The 21,097-nt window shown below is 66.8% G+C and carries 22 protein-coding genes and 1 pseudogene; 1 reads left to right on the forward strand and 22 read right to left on the reverse strand.

Going from position 1 to position 21,097, the window contains the following annotated elements; translation table 11 throughout:
- Positions 1-39: 39 nt before the first annotated feature.
- The 13 genes and pseudogenes from EXE63_RS00520 to EXE63_RS00585 form a co-directional block, all read right to left on the reverse strand.
- Entirely contained in the window at positions 40-312 is a 273-nt protein-coding gene (locus tag EXE63_RS00520) for a hypothetical protein (protein ID WP_168140354.1), read from the reverse strand.
- A gap of 12 nt (positions 313-324) precedes the next feature.
- Positions 325-1,074 carry a hypothetical protein gene (locus EXE63_RS00525; protein ID WP_168140355.1) on the reverse strand — a complete coding sequence of 250 codons (750 nt, stop codon included), beginning with the start codon at positions 1,072-1,074 and terminating at the stop codon, positions 325-327.
- 92 nt (positions 1,075-1,166) lie between these two features.
- Positions 1,167-3,278, reverse strand: coding sequence for a replicative DNA helicase (gene dnaB / locus EXE63_RS00530; RefSeq protein ID WP_301335177.1), 2,112 nt, complete (start codon positions 3,276-3,278; stop codon positions 1,167-1,169).
- Positions 3,275-3,574 (reverse strand): hypothetical protein, encoded by a 300-nt coding sequence (locus EXE63_RS00535; RefSeq protein WP_168140356.1) that lies wholly within the window; start codon positions 3,572-3,574, stop codon positions 3,275-3,277. The genes dnaB and EXE63_RS00535 overlap by 4 nt, the downstream gene beginning before the upstream one ends.
- A 116-nt stretch (positions 3,575-3,690) precedes the next feature.
- Positions 3,691-4,563 carry a DUF6551 family protein gene (locus tag EXE63_RS00540; protein ID WP_168140357.1) on the reverse strand — a complete coding sequence of 291 codons (873 nt, stop codon included), beginning with the start codon at positions 4,561-4,563 and terminating at the stop codon, positions 3,691-3,693.
- Entirely contained in the window at positions 4,560-4,832 is a 273-nt protein-coding gene (locus EXE63_RS00545; protein ID WP_168140358.1) for a helix-turn-helix domain-containing protein, read from the reverse strand. The genes EXE63_RS00540 and EXE63_RS00545 overlap by 4 nt, the downstream gene beginning before the upstream one ends.
- The gene (locus EXE63_RS00550; RefSeq protein ID WP_168140359.1) at positions 4,829-5,173 is read right to left on the reverse strand and encodes a hypothetical protein; all 345 of its coding nucleotides are present in this window, start codon (positions 5,171-5,173) and stop codon (positions 4,829-4,831) included. Before EXE63_RS00550 ends, EXE63_RS00545 begins: the two co-directional genes overlap by 4 nt.
- Positions 5,170-5,910, reverse strand: a complete 741-nt coding sequence (locus tag EXE63_RS00555; protein ID WP_168140360.1) for a hypothetical protein — start codon at positions 5,908-5,910, stop codon at positions 5,170-5,172. Before EXE63_RS00555 ends, EXE63_RS00550 begins: the two co-directional genes overlap by 4 nt.
- Before the next feature lie 98 nt (positions 5,911-6,008).
- Positions 6,009-6,320: pseudogene (locus EXE63_RS00560) on the reverse strand (WhiB family transcriptional regulator); the annotation flags it as partial.
- Positions 6,321-6,593: 273 nt separating this feature from the next.
- On the reverse strand, positions 6,594-7,610 hold the full coding sequence (locus EXE63_RS00565) for a hypothetical protein (protein ID WP_168140362.1): 1,017 nt from the start codon (positions 7,608-7,610) through the stop codon (positions 6,594-6,596).
- 247 nt (positions 7,611-7,857) lie between these two features.
- Positions 7,858-8,607 carry a helix-turn-helix domain-containing protein gene (locus EXE63_RS32640; RefSeq protein WP_234904098.1) on the reverse strand — a complete coding sequence of 250 codons (750 nt, stop codon included), beginning with the start codon at positions 8,605-8,607 and terminating at the stop codon, positions 7,858-7,860.
- 70 nt (positions 8,608-8,677) lie between these two features.
- Complete coding sequence (locus EXE63_RS00580; protein ID WP_168140363.1) at positions 8,678-9,109, reverse strand: hypothetical protein; 432 nt, start codon at positions 9,107-9,109, stop codon at positions 8,678-8,680.
- Entirely contained in the window at positions 9,099-9,953 is an 855-nt protein-coding gene (locus EXE63_RS00585) for a ParA family protein (protein WP_168140364.1), read from the reverse strand. The genes EXE63_RS00580 and EXE63_RS00585 overlap by 11 nt, the downstream gene beginning before the upstream one ends.
- 351 nt (positions 9,954-10,304) lie before the next feature.
- Here EXE63_RS00585 and EXE63_RS00590 point away from each other — a divergent pair, with 351 nt between their 5' ends.
- Positions 10,305-10,583, forward strand: coding sequence for a hypothetical protein (locus EXE63_RS00590; RefSeq protein WP_168140365.1), 279 nt, complete (start codon positions 10,305-10,307; stop codon positions 10,581-10,583).
- Between the two features lie 30 nt (positions 10,584-10,613).
- Here EXE63_RS00590 and eccE read toward each other — a convergent pair whose 3' ends face one another.
- The 9 genes from eccE to EXE63_RS00635 form a co-directional block, all read right to left on the reverse strand.
- Positions 10,614-12,575, reverse strand: a complete 1,962-nt coding sequence (gene eccE / locus EXE63_RS00595) for a type VII secretion protein EccE (protein ID WP_168140366.1) — start codon at positions 12,573-12,575, stop codon at positions 10,614-10,616.
- Positions 12,575-14,011 carry a type VII secretion-associated serine protease mycosin gene (mycP, locus tag EXE63_RS00600; RefSeq protein WP_234904099.1) on the reverse strand — a complete coding sequence of 479 codons (1,437 nt, stop codon included), beginning with the start codon at positions 14,009-14,011 and terminating at the stop codon, positions 12,575-12,577. Before mycP ends, eccE begins: the two co-directional genes overlap by 1 nt.
- Positions 14,008-15,567: a type VII secretion integral membrane protein EccD gene (gene eccD, locus EXE63_RS00605; protein ID WP_168140367.1), complete on the reverse strand. Its 1,560-nt coding sequence runs from the start codon at positions 15,565-15,567 to the stop codon at positions 14,008-14,010. Before eccD ends, mycP begins: the two co-directional genes overlap by 4 nt.
- Before the next feature lie 19 nt (positions 15,568-15,586).
- A complete protein-coding gene (locus EXE63_RS00610) occupies positions 15,587-16,666 on the reverse strand; it encodes a MinD/ParA family ATP-binding protein (protein WP_168140368.1) in 1,080 nt (359 codons plus the stop codon).
- Positions 16,667-17,404: 738 nt separating this feature from the next.
- Positions 17,405-18,253, reverse strand: coding sequence for an ESX secretion-associated protein EspG (locus tag EXE63_RS00615; protein WP_168140369.1), 849 nt, complete (start codon positions 18,251-18,253; stop codon positions 17,405-17,407).
- Between the two features lie 144 nt (positions 18,254-18,397).
- A complete protein-coding gene (locus tag EXE63_RS00620; protein ID WP_168140370.1) occupies positions 18,398-18,694 on the reverse strand; it encodes a WXG100 family type VII secretion target in 297 nt (98 codons plus the stop codon).
- A gap of 55 nt (positions 18,695-18,749) precedes the next feature.
- On the reverse strand, positions 18,750-19,070 hold the full coding sequence (locus EXE63_RS00625) for a hypothetical protein (protein WP_157517336.1): 321 nt from the start codon (positions 19,068-19,070) through the stop codon (positions 18,750-18,752).
- A 140-nt stretch (positions 19,071-19,210) separates the two neighbouring features.
- Complete coding sequence (locus EXE63_RS00630) at positions 19,211-20,554, reverse strand: PPE family protein (RefSeq protein ID WP_168140371.1); 1,344 nt, start codon at positions 20,552-20,554, stop codon at positions 19,211-19,213.
- Between the two features lie 173 nt (positions 20,555-20,727).
- Complete coding sequence (locus tag EXE63_RS00635) at positions 20,728-21,024, reverse strand: PE domain-containing protein (protein ID WP_168140372.1); 297 nt, start codon at positions 21,022-21,024, stop codon at positions 20,728-20,730.
- Between the last annotated feature and the right edge of the window lie 73 nt (positions 21,025-21,097).

Consider the following 21,097-nt stretch of genomic DNA (forward strand, 5'->3'; position numbering starts at 1 on the left):
CCTTTTCCGCACTCGTGCGCCCTGGTCCAGGGCGCAGCATTAGGCCAAGCTGTCAAGAACACGCCGGTCTTCGGCGCGGTCGGCTTCGACGAGCGCGTAGTCCTCGCCGGCGTTCAGGAACGGTCGGCTTGGAACTGCCACGCTGCGCCGCGCGAGATCTCGCCCAAGAACCGACGCGGCCCACTGCTCACCGCGCCGGTCAAGCACCCGTAAACAGGTGTGCAGAACCGTCGGGTCCACGAACGGCGATCGCCGGGATTGCCCGCGGGCGCGCAACTCAACGAGTGTGGGTTCTGGCAACTGGGTGATCATCTGCCGTCCCTCTCAGTCGTTGCTTCGGACGTAGGTGTCGAGTGCGTTCTGGATTGCCGGGTAGCCGCGGTATTCAGCGCGCGCGTCCTCGACGAACCGCCGACTTTCCTCGGTGCTGAACAAAACTCCCGAGCCTCGGGGGTAACGCTGGACGGGATCGTTCGGCGGGGCCCACCGCAGCAGAGGTCGGCTGGCGATGAAGTCTGACACTGCGGCGAACTGGCGCAGCGGCTCGACGAGCTGGCCCAGGTGCTGGCCGTAGATGCTGGCGGCAATGTCAGCGCCGGGCCCGAACGCTGCCGTAGTCAGGTTGGCGCGAGGTGAACGGTTCTGCGCGGCAATGGCATCCCAGACGGGTTGGGCGATCATCGCGAACACCACCGGGTGACCATCGAGCACCGTCCCGGGGGGAAACGGCCCGTCGTACAGGTTCGAGCAGGTGGTGGTGCGCTCGACGAGAAACAGCAGTGACTCGATGTCGATGTCGGGGTCAAACCAATGGGGGTCACCGGCATGGGTGTGATCGTGTGCCTGGAATCGGCCGGTGCGGTGGGCGGCCGAGAAGAACCGCGTCAGCAGCGCCGCGTTGAGGTCCGCGGGCACTGACTCGATACATCCGAACCCGTCATAGGTTCCATGGATACCCATCGAGATGGGGCAGTAGTGGCCGTCGGGCGTGCGGTGTAACATTACGACGGCGGTATCAACGCTGCTGCCCAAGTTGATACCGGTGATCAGGCAGGTCGTGTCGTAGAAGCCCATGGCGCGCTCACCTCCCGCATGCCGATCTTTGCCCCGCAGCTAATCATCCGAAATCACCACCGTCCGTGTGCGTGACGTTATACTGTTAATTCTCAATAGGATTGCCCTCCGCCCCTTTGACCAGGGGCCATGTTGGCAAACCTACTCATGTGAAGCTGGTTGGCCGCCTTGATCGTTCTGGTGGGTCCCGATCGGTGCTTGCCGACGATGATCTCGACCTCCCCGGCCTGTGGATGGTCGGGATCATTGGCGTCGGGGCGGTGAAGCAGGATCACGAGATCACTATCCTGTTCGATCGATCCGGACTCGCGAAGATCAGAAATCAAGGGCCGCTTGTCAGTTCGTTGCTCCGGGCCACGATTGAGCTGGCTCAGCGCGACGACGGGCACGTCGAGTTCTTTGGCCATGAGCTTGAGGGTGCGGGAGAATTCCGAGACCTCCTGCTGGCGGCTTTCCACGCGCTTACCCGAGGTCATCAGCTGCATGTAGTCCACGACGATCAGCCTCAGGTCCGTCTTCTGCGCCAGGCGCCGCGCCTTGGCGCGGATCTCCATCATCGTCAGGTTGGCCGAGTCGTCGATGTAGAGCGGGGCCTCACTGATCTCGCTCATCTTCTTGGCGAGCCGCGCCCAGTCATCGTCGCTCATCTTGCCCGACCTCATGGCTCCCAGCTTGATTCCGGCCTCCGCCGACAGCAGGCGCATCACGATCTCGGACTTGCTCATCTCCAGCGAGAAAAGGATGCTGGTCATCTGATGCTTGATCGAGCATGACCGCATGAAATCCAGTGCGAGCGTGGAGTTGTGAGTAGGAACCATGCCGTCACCGGCGAGGTAGAGGTGATCAGCATTGTCCACCTGAACACATCGCACGGCCACGCTGTGCCGCTTGCGCACCGCGATGACGCTGCGATCTCCGGCAACCACGTGGATCGGTGCGCCGGCCCAGCCGGGGGCCACGACGAAGCCCAGCGAGCACAGCAGGTCCACTGCCAAGCTGCGGTCTTCGGGCAGCCGCCACCCGGCGATGATGGTGAAGCTGTCCCCCGGGCCGCCCTTGACGGTGCTGGCCAGCAGGAGTCCCCGCAGCATCTCGCGGCGCTGACGCAGCGAGCCACGCAGGTAGCGCGTGACGACGGTGTCATAGCCGCGCAGTTCGACACCGAGGTCTCCGCCCAGCCAGCGGCCCACGGTGTGCGGGTCATCGTCGGGCTCGACGATCTCGGGCAGCTCCACCGGCGCCGTGGTGGGGATCGTCTCGCCGGGCTGCAGGTCTGCGGTGATGACGATGCCGCCCCGGGTGGGCCACTGGTGCTGCTCGTCGGCGGTGATCACGGTGCCGTCGGAGAACTCCACGTCATAGCAGGGCCTGCCGTAGAGCACCTCGGTGGCCGCGACGATGCGTGTGGGTTGGCCGTCGGCGCCGAGCAGCTCCTCACCCACCTTCACCTCGCCCATCGTGGTCCACCCTGACGGGGTGGGCAGAATGGTGTTGAGCGCCAGCGCTTTACCGATGCCCGGGCGCGCGGCGATGGTGATCATCTGTCCGCCGTGCAGGCCGTTGGTCAACTCGTCGAGGTCGATGAACCCGGTGGGCACACCGGTGGCCAGGCCCCCGTTGTTGGACAGCTCGTCGAGTTCGTCCATCGTGGGCTGCAGCAGGTCGGCCAGCGCCACGTAGTCGTCGCGACGCTCATGGTTGGTGACGTCATAGATCTCGGCTTGCGCCCGGTCGACGACGTCGGCGACCTCAGCGCCTTCGGCGCCGGCATAGCCGTACTGCACCACGCGGGTGCCGGCTTCCACCAGGCGGCGCAGCACGGCCTTCTCGGCGACCAGGCGCGCGTAGTAGCTGGCGTTGGCCGCGGTCGGCACCACCGACAGCAGCGTGTGCAGATAGGGCGCTCCCCCGACCCGCTGCAGTGTCCCGTGTCGATCGAGTTCGGCGGCCACGGTGACAGCGTCGGCAGGTTCTCCGCGGCCGTAGAGATCCAGGATGGCGTCGAAAACGATCTGGTGTCGCGGTTTGTAGAAGTCCCCGGGGCGCAGGGCTTCCAGGACGTCGGCGATCGCGTCCTTGCTCAGCATCATCGCGCCGAGCACGGACTGCTCGGCACTCTCGTCGTGCGGCGGCAGCCGGCCGTAGTCGGCGCTGCCGTCAGCTCTCGCGGCGGCTCTGGCCGGCCGTTCCTCCAGGGCGGTCACGCACGCCTCCCCCGCCGCGGCGCCGGGATCGCGGTGGCCGTACCGCGCAGATGACCGTCTCTCACCTGGCGCTGCAGGGCCAGGGCGCGATCGACATAGCTGTCACGTTCGAGGATCTGCTGGTGGTTCAGCGGGGGCGCGGCGCTGGGACGCAGATGGGCCCCGAAGGCACGCAGGCAGTCCGCGCACGTGTCGCCCCACTGCTCCACGTCGATGCTGCAGTTGGGGATGACGCACTGCGGCCCGGTGGCACCGGCGCTGGGTGCTCGTCGCGCCTGGGTAGCTTTGTGGCCCATTGTGGCTCCTTCCCGTTCGCCTTACCGGGTGAGTACCGGCCCGGCGGGCCGTTTCCGTCGCTGCGGCCCGTAGTTGGGTCGCTGATCTGCGGTGACGACATGTCCCCGCAACGGGCTCATGCCGCGGCGGCGCTCGCTCGTGTGGTGCTCACCCCGGGCGCGCGCAGCGTGCCGCGGAAGCCCGCCGGCATGGCCAACCTCTGACCGGCGCGCTGGTGCAGGGCGTGACGTTCATGCAGGGCGATCGCGACGAACTTGGGCAGCGCGCCGCCGCCATGCTTGCCTCCGGCCTTCTTGGCTTTGGCGTAGAACTTCACCTGCTCTGGGGTGAGGTCGATGAGGGCATCGACGAGGACCTCGCAGTCGAAGTACTCGGCGTCCCCGAAGGTGTCGAGGAAGACGGCCATCCCGCCGACCAGCGACGCGTCGTAAGCGCTGTGCTGCGCCCCCCAGGTCTGATGCAGGAGGCGCAGGCTGTCCCGCAGCAGCGCGTGCCCGCCGCCGCTGCGCGCGATCTTCTCCAGCATCCCGGTGCAGCGCAGGTTCCCGTCCTTGGGCGCTTCCTCGACACGCAGCCCCACGCTGGCCACGGTCGCCTCGATGGCGGTCACCTCGGGGTCCTGTTGAGCACGCCGCGCCTTCCACCGGTTCCACGTGGTCAGCCGTCGGCGGTTGATGTCGATGCCCAGGAACAGTTGTGACTCCTCGGCGATGGTGAGTCCGCTGTGGATACGGGCGGCGATCGCCGCGCCGGGATCACGCAGTGCCACTGCCGCCCAACGGTGTTGGCCTTCGACGACGGCGTATCGGGGACTCGACGTGTCCCCGCGGTCGGAGACCTCGATGACTCCCAGCAGTCGCTGGTCGAAGGTGGCCGCCATGTGCTGGACCCGTTGCGGATCCAGCGGGCGCTGGTAGGTGTGGTCGGCGAAGATGTCGGCGACCGGGACCGCCAGGACGTAGGGCTCGGGGACTTCTGGTGCGGTCATCGGCGTCGTCCTTCCGCAATGGTGGGTTTGGGCTTGGTGGTGTTCAGCGCCCAGGCGACGTGTCGTCGACCGGGCAGTCGCAGGCGCCGGACCTGGCCGCGCTGTTCGAGGATGACGAGGTTGCGGTAGACGATCTCGTTGACCAGCCGTGGCGCCCACGACAAGAGCAGCTGGCGGATCGCGGCGGTGGTCAGTTCGCCCTCCGCTGCTGCCAGGGTGTCCAGGATGTGCTTGCGCACCAGCTCGGAGTCCAGGCGTGGCGCGCTCATCGTGGAACGTTCTGTGGGGCGGCGCGGTGGTTGAAGACCTCGACTGTCGCCGCCGGCGGATGAGTGATGGCCACACAGGCCGGGCACAACGGTGCACCGTCCTCCAGCAGAGCTGTGGGGCGTTCCTGGATGAGCCGCACTCCGCACCGCGATCGCGGCGCGCGCCCGAACGCAACGTCGAGCAAGTGCTGAATCCGGCCGACGCAGTGGATGACCTGATTACCGCGCGCCCGGCGGCACCCGCAGCTGATGTCCGTGCTCGGATCCCAGTGCCGCAGTGAGCCATGCACGTAGTCGGGCACCCACGCCTTGGGCGCAATCAGGGCTGCGGGCGCGGTCATCGCCGCGCGCCTCCGGTCGAATGACGCTGCGCCCACAGAGCCCGGTAGTCAAGACGGTGAGCCAGCAGCTCGATATCGGGGGCCTGCAGCGTCGGGATCAACCGGGCCAGCGCGGCCGCGGCGGTGCCGTCGTATTCCATGGTGGCTGGGAAGATGGCGCACACATCGCCGGGAATGTCGGCGATGAATCCGCCTCCGGCGATGTCTTCGCCCAGATGGCGCACCGTCCAGCCGTACTTGGCGACCAGGCGGGCCATCAGCCACGCGGCCGAACGACCACGGGACATCGGCTGCTCGTTGGATCCCACGGTGGGAAGCGGATCGCTGCACCGCCAGTTGCCGTGATGGCGGTGCGGGGACCCGACGTGCAGCTGGACCAGCCAGCACAGCCGGGTCAGCCAGTCATCTCCGCTTTCAGCGTCGCTCTGCCCCAGGCTCGCCACGGCGCGCGCGAGACCGATCAGCCGATGCGCAGCGCCTTGACCGGGAACCTGTTGGCGCGCTTTGCGATTGCCGCGAAGATCCCAGCTCACGGTCACGGTGCGCCGTGTCGGGGTGTGCACCGTAACGAAGGCGGTCGCGGTGTTGGCGTCGAACTCCAGGCGCTTGGGATGCCACCCGTAGGCCGCCAGGTCGATCGCCGTCCAGTAGGCGTCGATCACTTCGGCGGGGGGCTGGTCCTCGCCGAGGCCGGGGATCAGGTCGCGGCCGGCGGACCGCTGCGCGGGCCGGGTCATCCTGCCAACCTCGCGTCCTGGTAGTCCTCGGTCGAGGCAGCGATCGCCGGCAGGGCCTGCGGCTCGACGATCTCGCCATCGGTGGTCCTGTTGGGGTCCAGGCCGCGCTGGAGGCGGCGGCGCTCGCGTTCGGACAGTCCTCCCCAGACCCCAAACCGCTCGTCGTTGTCGAGCGCCCACTGCAGGCACGGATCCTTGACCGGGCAGCGCTGGCAGACCTTCTTGGCTTCCTTGGTCGAGCCGCCCTTCTCGGGGAAGAACGCTTCGGGGTCGGTCTCCGGGCACCGCGCCTTCTCGGCCCAGTCCTCGTCGACCGGTTGGGGTGCCCCCAACGTGGCGATCAGCTCGATCACGGCTGCTTCAGACATCGCATCTACCTCCCCAGGCCAGTCGCTTTCGCGTCCCTGAATCTGGAAATCCAAACGGTTACGATTTGCACATCTGTAGGGGCAAGATTAGTCGCTGACTACGATAAACAGCTTTCCCGCATACGGGTAATTATCTGTGATGGGGAGTTTTGGCGACTGCTGGGGGGTGCGGACGGCCTGCCAACTCAGCGGATGCGCTGTGGCCTGCGGCTATAGCACGTCCCTGCCGGAAGTCCTCGCCGAACGCGGGTGCCGGCGGGAACCCTGCCGGCGGCGGGCCCGCCTGGGGGCTCTGCCATTTGCGCTGGTGAAGCGCTAGTTTCTGTACTGGGTATTCGCCGAAGCCCCGATGTTCTCGTAGGCCTTTGTCATCGCCAGCAGGTCGGTGTTCAGATCGTTGAGCGCGGCGGCAGCCAGTTCGTTTTCCACCACCGCGGTGAACAGCGCGCCGCTGGGCACCGAGGAGTCCGCTGTCGAGGTGACCTGATCGCGGCGCTGCTGCAGCTCACTGAGCGTCGACACACACCGGTGAAGCACGATGAGCCTGCCCAGCAGCGCCTCAGTGAGAAATCGCCGCTCTGTGCGCAGCACCGCATTGCCTAAGCCGGTGACCACGAACGGCTGCCCCAGGGCTGCCGAGCCCGAATCGTGCGCGTCCAGGCAGTATGCGGCGCGCGCGATCTGAAAGATCTCTTCGTCGGGATCGAAGCGCAGCCGCACCACGTCAGCCCCCGGTAGCGCCCAGCCCGGGCTGGCCATCAGGTCCTCCACCACGGCGATACCTTCGAGCAGATAGCCACCGCCAGGGGTGATCGGGCCGGCACCGGCCAGTGGATTCCATTCCAGGACGCGGCGCGCGGCATCGACCTCATCGACTTGTGCAGCATTCAGATTCAGAGGATCGCGGCGCGCCCAGAGGGCCAGGCCGAAGACGGCGAGGGCAGCCCCGGCACACAGGAGCGCGCCCCACCCCGCGGCGGTGCCGATGCCGGCGCGGTCATCGGTCGCGCGGGCACTGATCATGGCCACCAGCGCCCAGACCGTGGCCGCCACGGCCCAGCACGCCGCGGCGCGCATCGAGGCCCAGCGGGGCAGTCGGCGTCGCCGCGGTCCGCTCGGGTCAAAGAGCGCTGCGGTTGGTGTGCCGGCGGTGCGGCGGCGGGCGATCAGTTCGGCGGTGCCGGCGCTGAGGTCTGACTGGCGCAATGGGGCCACGTGCTGACCGCGCCACAACCAGTTCGGGCCGGTGGTGATGCTGCGACGGTCCTGGGCCTGCCAGAACGCCAGGCGCATGCGCACATGGGCACGGAGGGCGTCCTGGTCGCTGTCCACGCCCGTAGCCTCCCTCACCGCCCAGGGGATGAAACCCGCTGGAAGTAAAAGCAACTCCGGCATGGGGCACGTTGCCGCACCGCGAACCGGGAAACCTCTTGCCAAAGACCCTGGAAGCTCATGCCGGAGTTGCGAGCCTCAGTCTATGGCCACAAATGCCCCGAATCGCCTGTCGCACAGGGGTTGCTTTTCACAACATCAATACAGCCGTATCGGACCCCGGGCCCGACACACGGCCATCAGCTGCTTACTCGGGCAGGAACTCTTCGGGCACAAAAAAGGTCGGTGGCACACCGAAGAGCCGCGCCAACTCGTAGACCACGTCCAGGCGCGGCGGAGCCTCACCGTGGAAGTAGCGGTAGATCTGGGTCTGCGAGACCGGCAGGTCGGGGGCCTGCTCCTTGAGCAACTGCTGGATCCGCAGCGGGGTGAGCTTACGGACGCGGTCAGTGTCGAGCATGCGCACGTTCATGCTGGCCGCCAGCGCACGGAATCGCTTGGCGAAGTACTCCGTTGCCGCGTGCGGCGGATCGATCGCAGCCTTGCCCTTGCCCTGTTGTGCGCTGCGTGTGGAAGGTGCCTCGGCGACGGTGGGCATCTCTTCGTTGGATCCCTCAACGAAGTAGGTCGGCGCCACCTCGAACAGACGAGCCAGCTCGTAGACCACGTCCAGGCGCGGCGGCGCCTCACCGTGAAAGTAGCGGTAGATCTGGGTCTGCGAGACCGGAAGGTCGGGGGCCTGCTTCTTCAACAGTCGCTGAATGCCCAACGGCGTGAGCTTCTTGACGCGGTCGGTGTCGAGCATCCGGACCTTGGTCGTCCTGACCAAGTCTTGGAATTGCTGGGCGAAGAACTCTGTCGCCACATGCGGCGGATCGATCTCCGTTTTGGCGGGCTCGGTGCGCACCAGTTGCGCCGAATCGGCAATGTCAGCGTCGTCGTCGCCGACGACGACGACTTCGAGATCGTCGGTCAGTTTGTCCACCTGGTTGGTCATCGCTTATCCAATTCTGCTTTGATGCCACTGGGACAAACCCCCACCTCGTCCACCTACAGCAACCTCCACCCTATCCACCGGTGGCCGAATCGCCACTGTTGGGATGAGCCTCGCCCCTGTCGGGCACGGCGGCCACTGGCGGCGGAAGCGCCCTCACAACACCGGGAATGTTCACGCCGCGGCGTTCCAGGAACTCCTGGATCGCCAGCGAAGCCGCGTCCCCCTTCGGTAAGTCGTACTCGTCGATGAATGCAGCAAACGCGTTCGACACGTGGGTGTTGATGTGAACGTTCATCCCGGTGCGCTTGACCTTGCGGTTACGCAGCTGCTCCAGCGCGGGGTCGTGAGCGACCATATCGGCGACCGGGTTGGCCGTGGAGTGGGGTTGGGGCGCCGCGCGCAGATCTGGGGCCGGGGTGACCCCGCCACGGCCTCGCGCGGCATCCGGCGACACGGCCCGCCCCCGAGGATTGGGCAGCGGCATGGCATCCTTAGCGGCCATTGGTGATCAGTCCTTCCTCCGCGATACGCACCGCGACACGCCGATAGTCTTCTGCAGCAGTGCAACCCGGGTCGTAGACCGAAATCGGCTGACTGTGCGCCTTGGCCTCGGTGACTCGGACGGTCCGGGAGATGTATCCCAGATACTCTTTCTCCCACGCATCTTCGACGGCGCGGCGGATTGATTTGGTCGCGCGCGAGCCGCTCATGTAGTTGGTCAGCAGCACGTGGGTGATCTTGATGCCGGGATTGTTCAGGTCCACGTTCTCCACGGCCGCGTCCAGCGAGGCGAGCGCGGCGACCTCATCGGGGCCGGTGCCCACGGTGGCCAGTACCCAGGTGGCCGCTGACAAGGCCGAAGCAGCCAGTTCGTTGAGCGTGGGCCGGCAGTCGATGATGATGAAGTCGTAGGCGGGCAGCATTTCGACCTCACGGCGTAGGCGCATCTGTCCACCGGGGCCCAGACCCTTGTCCAGCTCGTCGAGGGCTTCGCGCGACGGCGCGACGTCGACCCCGTACTCGGTGCCCTGGATGACGTCGTTCAGCGGCAGCCTGCGGTGCTTTTCGGGGTGCAGAACGTTGAACATGGTCGGGGTCGGATCGCCGTCCGGGGGAATCTCGAGTCCCAGCCCCGAGGTGGCGTTGGCCTGGGGGTCGACGTCGATCAGCAGGACGCGGATGGGCCGGGTGATCTGTTCGGCTTCGTCGAACACCTCCAGCCGGGTCAGTTCGTAGCTGAGGTTCACCGCTGTGGTGGTCTTGCCAACGCCGCCCTTGCGCATGGCAATCGCGATGACCACGGGCGGAGAATTTTGCGCCCGGACCAGCTTCGGAGTCTTTGGCATGCGCAAATCATAACCTTCCGGGACTGGGGGAATGCCTCTACCGAGTCAAAAAACTTGCAGCGACCTGGGGCCATACCGTTGTCGCAGGTCACAGGATAATTCACACCCATTGTGCGCAACACGCGCCCCCACTTTCACGAACAATGGAGGTTGTTTTCACGGGCCTCTAACGTCCCGCGTGGAAGAACCGTGCACCACTGGCGCACGCGGCAGGCTCCGGCGCTCGACTTATCTCACTGCCCCACCGGGGGCACCCAGCGTCGACACGCCGCTCCCGCCCACCCTTTTTCGACCGAAATCCGACCGGCCGCGGACCGGTTCTCGCCCTGCACACGGCAATACGATTGGACAATGAGCCCCCGCGCCGAAGATCTGACCTCGCCGGCCGGCGCCCTCAGCGCGGCCCTTGCCGCGCTTTGCGAGGCCAACGCCGAAGCCGAACAGTGGCGCCGCTGGCAATACGCCCGCACCGCGGCCGACTACGCCGCGGAGGTGTGGTGGCATCCCGCCGCCAGCAGCGAGCAACGCGCCGAAGCGTCTCGATGCCTGCGACTGTCCTACGACCTCGACGAGCAGACCAAGGCCCGTCACGCCCAGCTGCGCGCGCCCACCCACCTCAAGGCTGGATAGGCCCTTCCACGCAGCACAGTGGCTGTCGGACTACTTCCCCGGCGGAGGCGGGAAGTTGCGCGGCGGGCGACGCGGGGCCGGCGGCGGGGGTGACTCCGCTGCGCGCTGGCCGCGCGGAACTCGTTGCGGCCCACCAAGGTCGCGATGGCGGCCGCTTCCATTGGACCCGTTGCCGGCGTGGTTTCCGTTGGGCCCCGCGGTGGCCAGGTCGCCGGCCGGCACAGGTGCTTGCACCGGTGGCTGCGGCGCCCAGGGGGCCGGGGCTCGCGTAGCCGCCGGATCCGGCGCCGGCGTGGGCGCCGGCATCCGCACCTCTGCGGCTCGACGCGGAGTGCGCGTCAGCAACGGCGCGGTGGACACGGTGCGACGCGGCTGCTGGATCTGGTCGGCGCCCAGTCCCAGGTACCGATCCTCTTCACGGGTGCGGATGGTCAGAATGCTGACCGGCTCGGCATCGTTGATCGATACCTCCAGCACCTGCCCTGGGCCTTCGACGATGGTCATGTCCGCGCCGCCGCCGGCCGCGTCCGGGCCCAGCAGTCGCAGCACGGTACGCGCGGGCACCGTGGTGACCGTGCGCCCGTCGAAGATCGCGACGTCACAAGTGCGGGCACCTGCAGTGGCGTAGAAAAGCCGCCGGTCGTCGTCGACGGTGGCCACCAGGCTCTCCCAGCGCTGCCGATCATCGGTATGGATGGCGACCACTGCACCGGTGACCACGGCGCGCAACACCAACTGCCGCGCCACTTCTGGACCTACACGCGCGTCGATGCGGCGCCGCTTGGGCGATCCTGACTGATCCCACAGCGGCACGGCGACAAGGGTTCCCTCATCGATCTGGCCAAGAATCTGCCCGGACGGGCCGATGGGGACGCGCACGTCGCGCACCGCTGAGAACGCCACTGTCGGCATCGTCGCTTCCAGGCTGCGATCCCCGCCCGGCAGTGCCGCATCGAGCATCTTGCGCTGAATGCCGGTGGGGCGGGCCACCTTCGCCTCTGCGAGCGGCTTGTAAGCCTTGCCGTGGTGCACGTAGCGGACAAGCACACCGACCTGAACCTCGGCGACACCACCTGCACCTGTCAGGCGGATCACGGTGACCGTCTCCTCGGTGCGCCAGGACCACCACTGGTCGAATTGGCCCTGGGCCAACAGTTCCGGGTTGCCGACGTAGGTGGTGATGAAGTTCGGGCCCGACCGGATGTAGGACCACTTCTCCTGGTTGTCGACCGCCCCGACCGGCGCTAACAGCACGTCCCCCATAGCGTCGAGTTCCTCGGCCGACAGTGCATGGGCCCGGTGCTGCTCTTGCTGCAGACGTTGCACCACCCGGTGCGCTGCAGCCGCCAGCGCTTTGGGTCCGGCGCTGCGCGAGGGACCTTGCTCCACGATGCGGCTGAGGTTGTCCAAGTCGTTGAGCCGCAACACCAACCACGTACGGCGTTGCCCGACGAGGCGCCGGGGACCCACGAACTGGGAGTACACAGTCCGATACGCAGTCCCTGGCGGAACGTGGCAGCCAGCTTCGACGACGTCGATGTCGATGTCGAGCCCGTACTGGCTCATCAGCGAGACCACCAGCTCCAGGGGCAGCTCGCTGCCGCTGAACGATCGCCCCCCGGCCTCGGCACTCAAAGCCAGTGTCGGGCCGACCTCGACCGCGGCGACCAACGTATGCCCATCCCAACGCACTCCGGCGTTACCGGAGATGACGTTGATGTCGGTGGCCGGCGTCAGCGCCGGCGGCAGCGGTTGGCGTCGATGTCGCAGAAACGCCCAGAGGACACCGAACCACTCGACGAGAATGACGCGGCCGCGGATCGGGATGAACAGTCCGATCGCCGCGACCAGCAGGATCAGTACGGCCGCCCACACAGGCAAGTGCTTGGACATGGTGAACGCTACGACCACCCACACCGCGATGCCGTAGATGAGCGCCGAGGCCATGGGAAGCCGGATCCAGCGTCGCCGGGGACGCGCCACAGTCGCCATCACTGCCTCCTTCGCCGAGTGCCGGTCGCCGCCACGACGATGAAGACCACGGCCACGACGGCTGCCATCGCGCCGATGGTGATCGCCGCGGTCCACTTCGGCGCGGAATCCGGCGGTGGCGGGGGTTTGGGCAGCGATAGCTCAGCGGCCTGCACGGTCACTGCGGGTGCGCCCTCGATCGGGATCTCGTAGGTCAGCGCCGCGACAGGATCGATGAGCCCGCGTCCCACGACGTTGTCGACTCCGCGGGCGGGGGCATGGGCGGTGGCGATGATCCGCGTCGCCACTTCACGGGCGGTCATCTGCGGGAATCGTGAGCGCAGCAGCGCCGCAGTTCCTGATACGTAGGCCGCCGCAAATGACGTTCCAGCGATCGGCACCAGACCCGCTTCCTCGCCGGGGACGCCGTTGATGACGCCCTCGCCGCTGGAGGACAGCGACACGATGCCAGACCCGGGTGCGGCCACGTCGACCCACGGTCCGGCCATGGAGTTCTCGGCGCGCACCCCTTCGGGCGAGACGAACCCGACCGAAAGCACCAAGTCGTCAAACCATGACGGCGTGGACACCACGCTCACCCCACCCCAGTTGCGGGGATCGTCGGGACGGGTGGGGTCAGCCTCGGGGTTGCTCTTGCAGCTCTGGTTGCCGGCACCGGAATCAACGGAGGCATTGACGTTGCCCGCCGCAGCGACGACAAGAGCGTCCTTGACCTCCACGGCGTATTTCAACGCCCCGCCCAGCATCGCCTGGTCGATCGGAGTGGAAACCTTCACGCACGACACCACCGACACGTTGATGACCCGTGCGCCCATGTTGGCGGCATGCACGATCGCCCGGGCCAGCGTCCGGATATCCCCTGCGGTCCGAGAGCTGTTGGGGTCGTCCGGGTTTGCCGAGATGTTCTCGGGCATGTACGCCAGCGATGTCTGCCGGATGGCCAGGATCTGCGCGTTGGGTGCGACACCGACCAGCCCGTCGGTAGGAGCCGGCGCCGCGCCGATGATGCCCGCGACGATCGTTCCGTGCCCTTCGCAATCCTCGAACCCGTTGGCGCCCGTTGCGGGATCCACGTAGTCACCTCCGGCGATCATGCCAGGCAACCGAGGCTGGGGGCGCACGCCGGTGTCGATCACCGCGACAATCACGCCGGCGCCGGTGGAGAACTTGTGCGCCTGCTCGATCTGCAGCGACGTCAACGGCGGCGGAGTCTTGGCCAGATCGGAATTGGGCAGAACCCCACCGACCACGCACGCCCCGTTCTTACGCATGGGTCCGTCGGGTCCTGGCGGGCCGTCCGGCGGCGCGGCAGCCACATCAGGATTGGGCGGAGTCACCGCGCCGGCAGTTCCCAGTGGCGTCGCGGCGACCAGCGCGGTGACCGCGGCCAGGACGGCTGCAGTGCGCGTGGCGGCGAGCACGGCGCGCGCGTTCACAGCAGGTTCCGGAAGAACGCGAAGGCCCCGACGATCCAGAAGGCCAGCATCGCCACCGCCATATTCGTCACGAACTCCAGATACTCGATGCGCCGCAACGTGATCGGCGACATCTTCCTGCCGGGCAGCAGCATCGCGGCCAGTGCGGCCAGGATCGCCACGGCGACCACACCGCCGAGCACGCTGATCTCGGCCACGACATTGGACGTGCCGGTGATGATCGTCAGGGTGAACCCGACCAGCAGGATGAACGCCCCGACGAAGAAGGTCACCGCGTGTACTCGGTCGGGCAGCGAACGCCCACGGAACACGAGCACCAGGATCGACAGGATCGCCACGGCGACCTCACCCCAGAAGTAATGGGTGTGGGGTTCGACGGCGACGACCGCTCCGGTCACGATGACGATCACCGCAGCAGCGAACAGGCCGGTGAGATACTTGTTGGAGACCCGCGAGCGTCCCTCGAGTTGGGTGTCCTCGTCGTCAGACAGTGCCACCGTGCGCACGTCGTTGCCGTCGTCGAAAACTTCGACCATCATGGCGGCTTCGTCGAGTTCGTTGCGATCGATATCTTCGCCGGGCACAGGAAGGCTCGGCGGTTTTACCCCGGCCAGCAGCAGCGACAACCCCGGCGCGCTCACCACAACGATCATCCCGACAACGACCGCGACGGTGCCGATCTGGCGCAGGTCGAACTCGGTGAAGGTGAGTACGCCGGCCGCCGCCGCGCCGGCCACTGCGAGCGTCACCGCAGCGGTGTGCACGGTGATCCCAACGTTGGTCAGCCACAACACCATCAGAGACACCGCAGCGGCGGTGAACGCCGCGGCCATCACGTTGGCGGCTGTCCAGTGCCCCGGGGTGTTCTCGTAGGCGGGTACCGCGACCCATCCCACCGCGAACGCCAGGAGCACCGCGGCGATGCCGGCGACATACGACACCGCGGGCGCCGAACGGCGGGCGGCCACGACCGCGCCGACGACAGACAACAGTGTCAGCGCCGCACTGGGCGGCACCCACCACAGGCTCGACGGGGTGGACCACCACGCCGCGATGGTCAGGGCCGCGGTGAGCGCGGCGCCTCCCACGATGGCGATCAGTCCGAGCACCCGCGCGGTATCGGCGGTGAAAGAGGCGAACTTGACGGCGTTGAACTCGGCCAGGGCATCGCTGCCGTCTTCGATGATCGGCTTGAACACTTCTGTCGAGTGCACCTCGCGCAGCAGCAGCCGCGCACCGTCGAGGACACCCGCTTCGGCCAGCGACAGTGTGCGCGCGAACGGCATCCCGCCTTCCACGGCAAGGGTGTAGACCCCCGTGGTGGTGAAGTCGACGGCCAAACCCTCGCTGCGAAGGGTATCGGACAGGAACGGCACCAGCCCTTCCATGACGATAGACAGCGGAGCGTGCGCGGCCAGCGAGGTGTCGACGTTGTAGTTGCCTACGTGGATCGCTACGCGGATCTGCTCGGGAACCGCCGCGACGGCGGTGGTGGCGCTCTCTGGCTGCCCGCTCGGATCGGCGGGCAGAGATTCAACCGGCAAGACGACTGACATTGGCTGTCTCCCTTGATGTTCAGCTAGCGGCGGCGACCGGCACCGGCGGTTGCGGCACGGAGAAGTCGTCGGCCAGAACGGCGGCGAGGTCTTCAAAGGCGCGCCGCGTCTTCTTCTTCAACTTGTCCAGGTCGACGAACAGACCCTCATCCAGATGCGGATCGAACGGAATGTGATGCATCTTGAGTTGCTGGCGCGCCAGCACCGTGGTCAACTTCGCCACATCCAAGCGGGTGTTGGCCGTGGTCTCGTTGATCACGGCGACGGTGCGCGCCAATAGACCCTGGTAGCCGTGGTTGCGCAACCAGTCGATGGCATACCCGGCCTTCTCCGCTCCCGGACGGGACGCTTCCACAAGCAGCACAAGAGCATTGGACTTGTTCAGCATCTCGCGCACCACGTGAGAGTTCAGCGCCTTATCGCCATCCCAGAGCAACATGCTGTAGTAGTGCGAGGCAATTTCGTAGACATCGCTGATGTCCTCGGGAACGAGCACCCGCTCGCCGTCGGGGCGCCACCCGTTGCCCAGCACATTGAGGTCGGTATCGGTGATGGATAGGAACCGCTGCACCTGATCGTGCTGGCGCAGATCATCGGACTCGGTGTCGAGCATCTCCATCATCGACAGGTTGTTCGGATGCACCGCGGTGCGCGACGGCAGATCACCGGCGTCCGGGTCGGCGTCCACGGCGAGAATTCCGTCGGATCGGTACTTGGCGAAGGTCTGCCCCAGCGTGGCGGTCACCGTCGTCTTACCGGCCCCGCCTTTGAGGGTGAGTACGGCGATCGCGTACATGGTGTCCTTGGGTGCACGGATGCGCGCATACACATCGCGGCGGCGCTGCTCCTTCTTGCTGGGCTTGAGCTTGAACCCAGCCTTGTTGGTCGCGCCGCGCCAGCCCGTGTTGGCCACCGGCGTGCGTTCCTCGTTGGCCGTGGCGATCAGTTCCTGGCGGATGCCGGCCGAGGCCGCCTGGATCGGCGCGTTGGCCCGCCGGTACTGATCCGGCTCAGCTTGGCGCCCGACCGCCTGCTCGCGGTCGGGGACCGACTGGCGGCCACGCTCCTGGTCGGGAACCGCGGGGATTTGCGCGGTCATCTCGGGTCGGCGGAAAACACCGTGCTGGTGGGTCACTTCCTCGGAGCCCCGGAACTGCTCGCCTTGCGGCGGCTGCGGCTGCTGCGGCTGCTGCGGACGTCGCGGCGCCATCGCCGGGCCGGGCCGTTGCGCTTGAGGAGCCGCAATGGGCTGGCCCCACTGCTGCGCGGGGCCGGGCCCTGCGCCCCCACTGGGCGGGACCTGACTGCGCCGGCGGGGCTGAACCGTTGGGGCGCGCCGGGTTCTGCGCCGGCGGCTGTCCCCACGCCGGCTGAGGACGCGGCGGGGGCACCGCGGTGGGCGTGGCCTCGGGCCCGAACCGCTCTCGCCCTTGGGCCGGCGGTGGCGGCGGCGGTGTGTCAGGGCGGGCCGACCAGTCGCCAGCGCCGGCCGGCGCGATCATCGTGGGTGGCGGGCCCGGCAGATCCTCCGGCGCGGCAGCACCGGTTTCTGGTGCCGGGCCACCGCTTTCCGATGGTGCGGACTGCGTGGACTCTGCAGGAGTCTCCGGTTCCGACCAGTGCCGGCCGCTGCCCGTATCGACGTCTTCAGCCATTCGGCTCACCTCTCCCCGCAAAATGAATCGTGGTGACCGGCATATCATCCGGTCGTTTGACAGCTGCCACCCTGGGCTTGCCCCAGGACCATTCTCCCAGCGTTCACCCGCACACTAGCGCACCAAAATGGGCGAAATCGGCGCCGCAAGGCACCATTTTCCTGCACCGATGTCACGTCCCGTCACCGCGCCGCACCCCCGGTAGCGAACCAATTCCGGCTCGGTGTGAGCTGCACGAGATCTGACATCGCCGCCCGGAACCGCGCGTAGGTGCCGGGCCCGAAAGTCACCCACAGGCGGGGACCCTGTTTGCCTACCGCGGAGAGCACCCGCCCGTAGGAGGTGTCCGCAACGAAGACACCGGCCTTGGTGTCCACGGTTTGAATGCCGCGGTTCTCCCGCATCACGATCTCGCAGCGCTGACCGGTGTAAGCCGAGACTTCGTTGAGGATCTTGGCGGTCTGGACGTCGACTCCGAGTTCCCCACGCAAAGCGCGGATCATGTCTCCTGGCGTCGCGGACGCGGACAGCTCGGCGATCTGGTCCAGGGGCAGGGTCACCGTTTCGAATTCCGCCGGCGCCGGGGCGAGCACCTCTTCTGTTTCACGCATCGCCGACCAGATCGGCGTGGACACAACGTCGTCGAGCGATTCGGTCGTCGACCACACGGCCTGGATCACCATCTCGTCGTTGCGCCGCAGCGCCATCACGTGTGTATCCCCCTGGCGGGCGATGACCGCGCGCCGCATGCGGTCCTCCTGCAGGGCGCGCAGGGTGACCTCGATATCGGGGCGTTCGAGCACCCTCATCCAGGAGGCCAGCGTCGGGTCGACGGTGCCGTTGATGTCGATCAGTCCGGCGTCGATCAAGATGGGGACGGTGACATCGTCGACGGCAGCCTGGTCTTGGGGGTAGTAGACGTTCTCCATCAGGGCCAGTACCGGGGAAATGCTGTCGATGCCCATCAGTCGCTTGATGAACAGCGCCGAGTCCACGCTCAGATGCGCGGCCGCCAGGATGTCTTTCGCCATAGCCGCCGATGCTACCCGCGCTAGGACCGTATTCTGCCTGCGCGAGAACGCTTTTCACGTCGACCTTCTACCGGTGACGCAACAGGGCGCCTCGACCCATTTCGATGGATCGAGGCGCCCTGTCCTCGACGTGCTGAAAGCAGATCAGCCGGGGAAGTACCCCATCATCTGCTTCTCGTTTCCCTGCATCCCCTGGATGCCGTTGTGGTAGGAATTCACGCCCCGCTGCACGACCTCGATCTGGTCCTGGCAGACACCCTCGAACTTGGTGAAGCAGTCCAGGAACGTGTTGGCGGTGTCGCCGTGGAAGCTTCCCAGCAGGGTCTGCTTGTTCGCCCGGCCAGCATCGAGCAGGCCCTGCGCGGTGGTCCCGCAGGTCTGCAGCTGCCCGGCGATCCCTTCCATCAACGGATAGTTGTAGTGAACTTCGTCTCCGGCCATGATGTGTTGTCTCCTTGTGTGTCAGTGGTTTTGGGTGATCAGGTGTCGGCGCGGGCTAGTGGAACGGGCTGACGACACCCGTGATCTGCTGGAAGTCCGCGGCGGCGGAGGATTCCTGGTTGTCGGTCGAGCCGAGACCGAACTGCAGCGCCTCGCGGATCTGATCGAGAACCACGTTGTTACTGGTGGCGACCTGGTGGACATCGCTGATCCACGTCTGGAACGAGGCCGACATCTGGCCGCGGTTGGCCGTCATGGCGCTGTCGGCGACGACCATCATCTGCTTGTTGTTGGCCTGTGCCGAATCGACCAGACCCTGGAAGCTGGCGGTCTGGGCCGCCTGGACAGCCATGTCCATGTTGAATGGCATACTCACAACGAACTCCGTTTCTTTGAAATGGTGGTGGTGTTCTCTGAACTGGTGGTGGTGCTGCCGCTCCTGGACTCACACGCCACCATGGCGCGCCGCGCTCCGAACAGCCTTGAGCGCAAGTGTGGGGGCAGGCGCGCTGCCATCTAACTGGTTTCCTGGGTGTCGGGTGTCTGCCTCTCTGAGACCAAGGCGCCGGCCGACACAGACTCCTCCTCATCGGGGACGTACCCCCAGATCGGAGTGAGTTCTGTATCAGGACGTTTGACCGTCACCTTCTCCTCGTCACGGCGGTTGCCGTGGCGCATGGGCATCCCCGACCCGCCAGGGCGGGCCGCAGGAGCGCCGCTGCTGGGCGCAGCGGGTGCCGCCGGCGATGCCGATCCCGGAAGGGGACCATCCCAGCCGCCGGGAAACCGGAATCCCGTTGACGCACCGGACAATCCGGACAGACCCGGCACCCGGATGGCCGCGGCCAGTCCGCCACCGCCCGAGCTTCCAGCCAACCGGTCCAGCGTGGAAGAGCTGGGCTGGGTATCGAAAAACCCGGGCTGCTCCAGGCGGTGCTCCGGTGACACCTGACTCATCAGGTTGCTCATCTGCGAGGCGAACTGTTGGCCCATCTGCTGGCCCTGTTGCAGCGCCTGCTGCGGCGCCTGCATCACGGTCTGACCGATCTGCGCGGCCTGCTGCGGGATCTGCTGCACCAACTGCTGGGCCATCTGGTCTTCGGTCCGATTCGCCTCACGCTGCAGGCCGTTCTCTCGAAACCGTGTCACAGCGGCTTGGGCCTCGGCCTTCTGCGCGCCGTCGGCCGTGCGCTGAGCCATCCACGCCGCCGCTGACGCGGCACCACCGACCTTGCCCTTGAGCACGGCGGCAGCGTTCTGCGCCTTGATCGCCTGCATCCGGACCGTGTCGGTGGCCGCCATCGCCGCGTTGAGGGCCTGCGTGATGACCGGGGGAAAGCTGGTCACCCCGGTCAGTGGGGGCAGTTTCGTGAAGGGAACCGGGGTGGTGTTGGCGACCGTCTGTGCCAGGTAGTTGGTCTGCACGGCGACGTCGCGCATCCACATCTCCATGTACTGGCCCTCTTTGATACCGATGGGCACAGTGTTGAAACCGAGGAAGTTCGTCGCGTGCAAGGTGGCGGTGGTGACGCGGTTCTCCACGATCTCCGCCATCTGGGCCATCGTGGTGTACGCCTCGGTGAACGCCGCCGCCTGCGCGGCCGTGCGCGCCGACTGGGCGAGGACCTGCGCCTGCAGCATGCGATTGACCATGATGAACTGCATCACGGTGCGCTGCATGGCCATCGCGGCCTCGCCTTGCCAGGAGGCGCCCAGGTAAGCCATCAGCGCGGTGAGCCGGTCGATGGAGACCTCGTAGGCGATGCCGGCGGCGGTGTACTCCGCCGACGCTGCGGTCATTGGAGCGGCGCCGGCGCCCGACATCAGCCGGCCGGTGATCACCTCAGGAGGGCCGAACATCGACACCTCCCCAGACACCCGCAGCTGCCGCCACTCGGGCGACGTTCACTTCGGGGGGAGCGTGCCAATAGCTTCCCCGCTCTGGGCAGACAGCCAGCGCACCGCGCCCGGACACTGAGGTGCCGGGCGCCTGAGGCTGCTGGTCCGCAATCATGATCGTGGCGTGTACCCGGTTACAGGTACTGCGACCCGTTGGCCGCGTCGACGGTGGTGTAGCTGGCGTCGACGACGCCCAAAGTCCCCGCGTAGCGCGCCAGCTCCAGGAACCCCATCGAAGCGGTGCCGAGCAGGTCCGCCGACTGTGCGCTGGTGTTCGCGGTGGCCAGCATGGACGCCTCATCGGTGCCGGCCGGAACCGGCGCCATGATGACCGGCGCACCGCCGGCGATGACGCCTGCGGTGGATGCCACATTGGAGGCCACATCGGCAACGCTCGCCATCATGACCGCGGTTTCAACGTTGGTGATCACTAGCAAACCTCATTCCCCTGGTGCCACGGATCGCCGCCCGCGGCAATATTACCTGTGATGGTAAAACTCTGCA

The sequence above is a fragment of the Mycolicibacterium frederiksbergense genome (assembly GCF_012223425.1).
Lineage (GTDB): Bacteria > Actinomycetota > Actinomycetes > Mycobacteriales > Mycobacteriaceae > Mycobacterium > Mycobacterium frederiksbergense.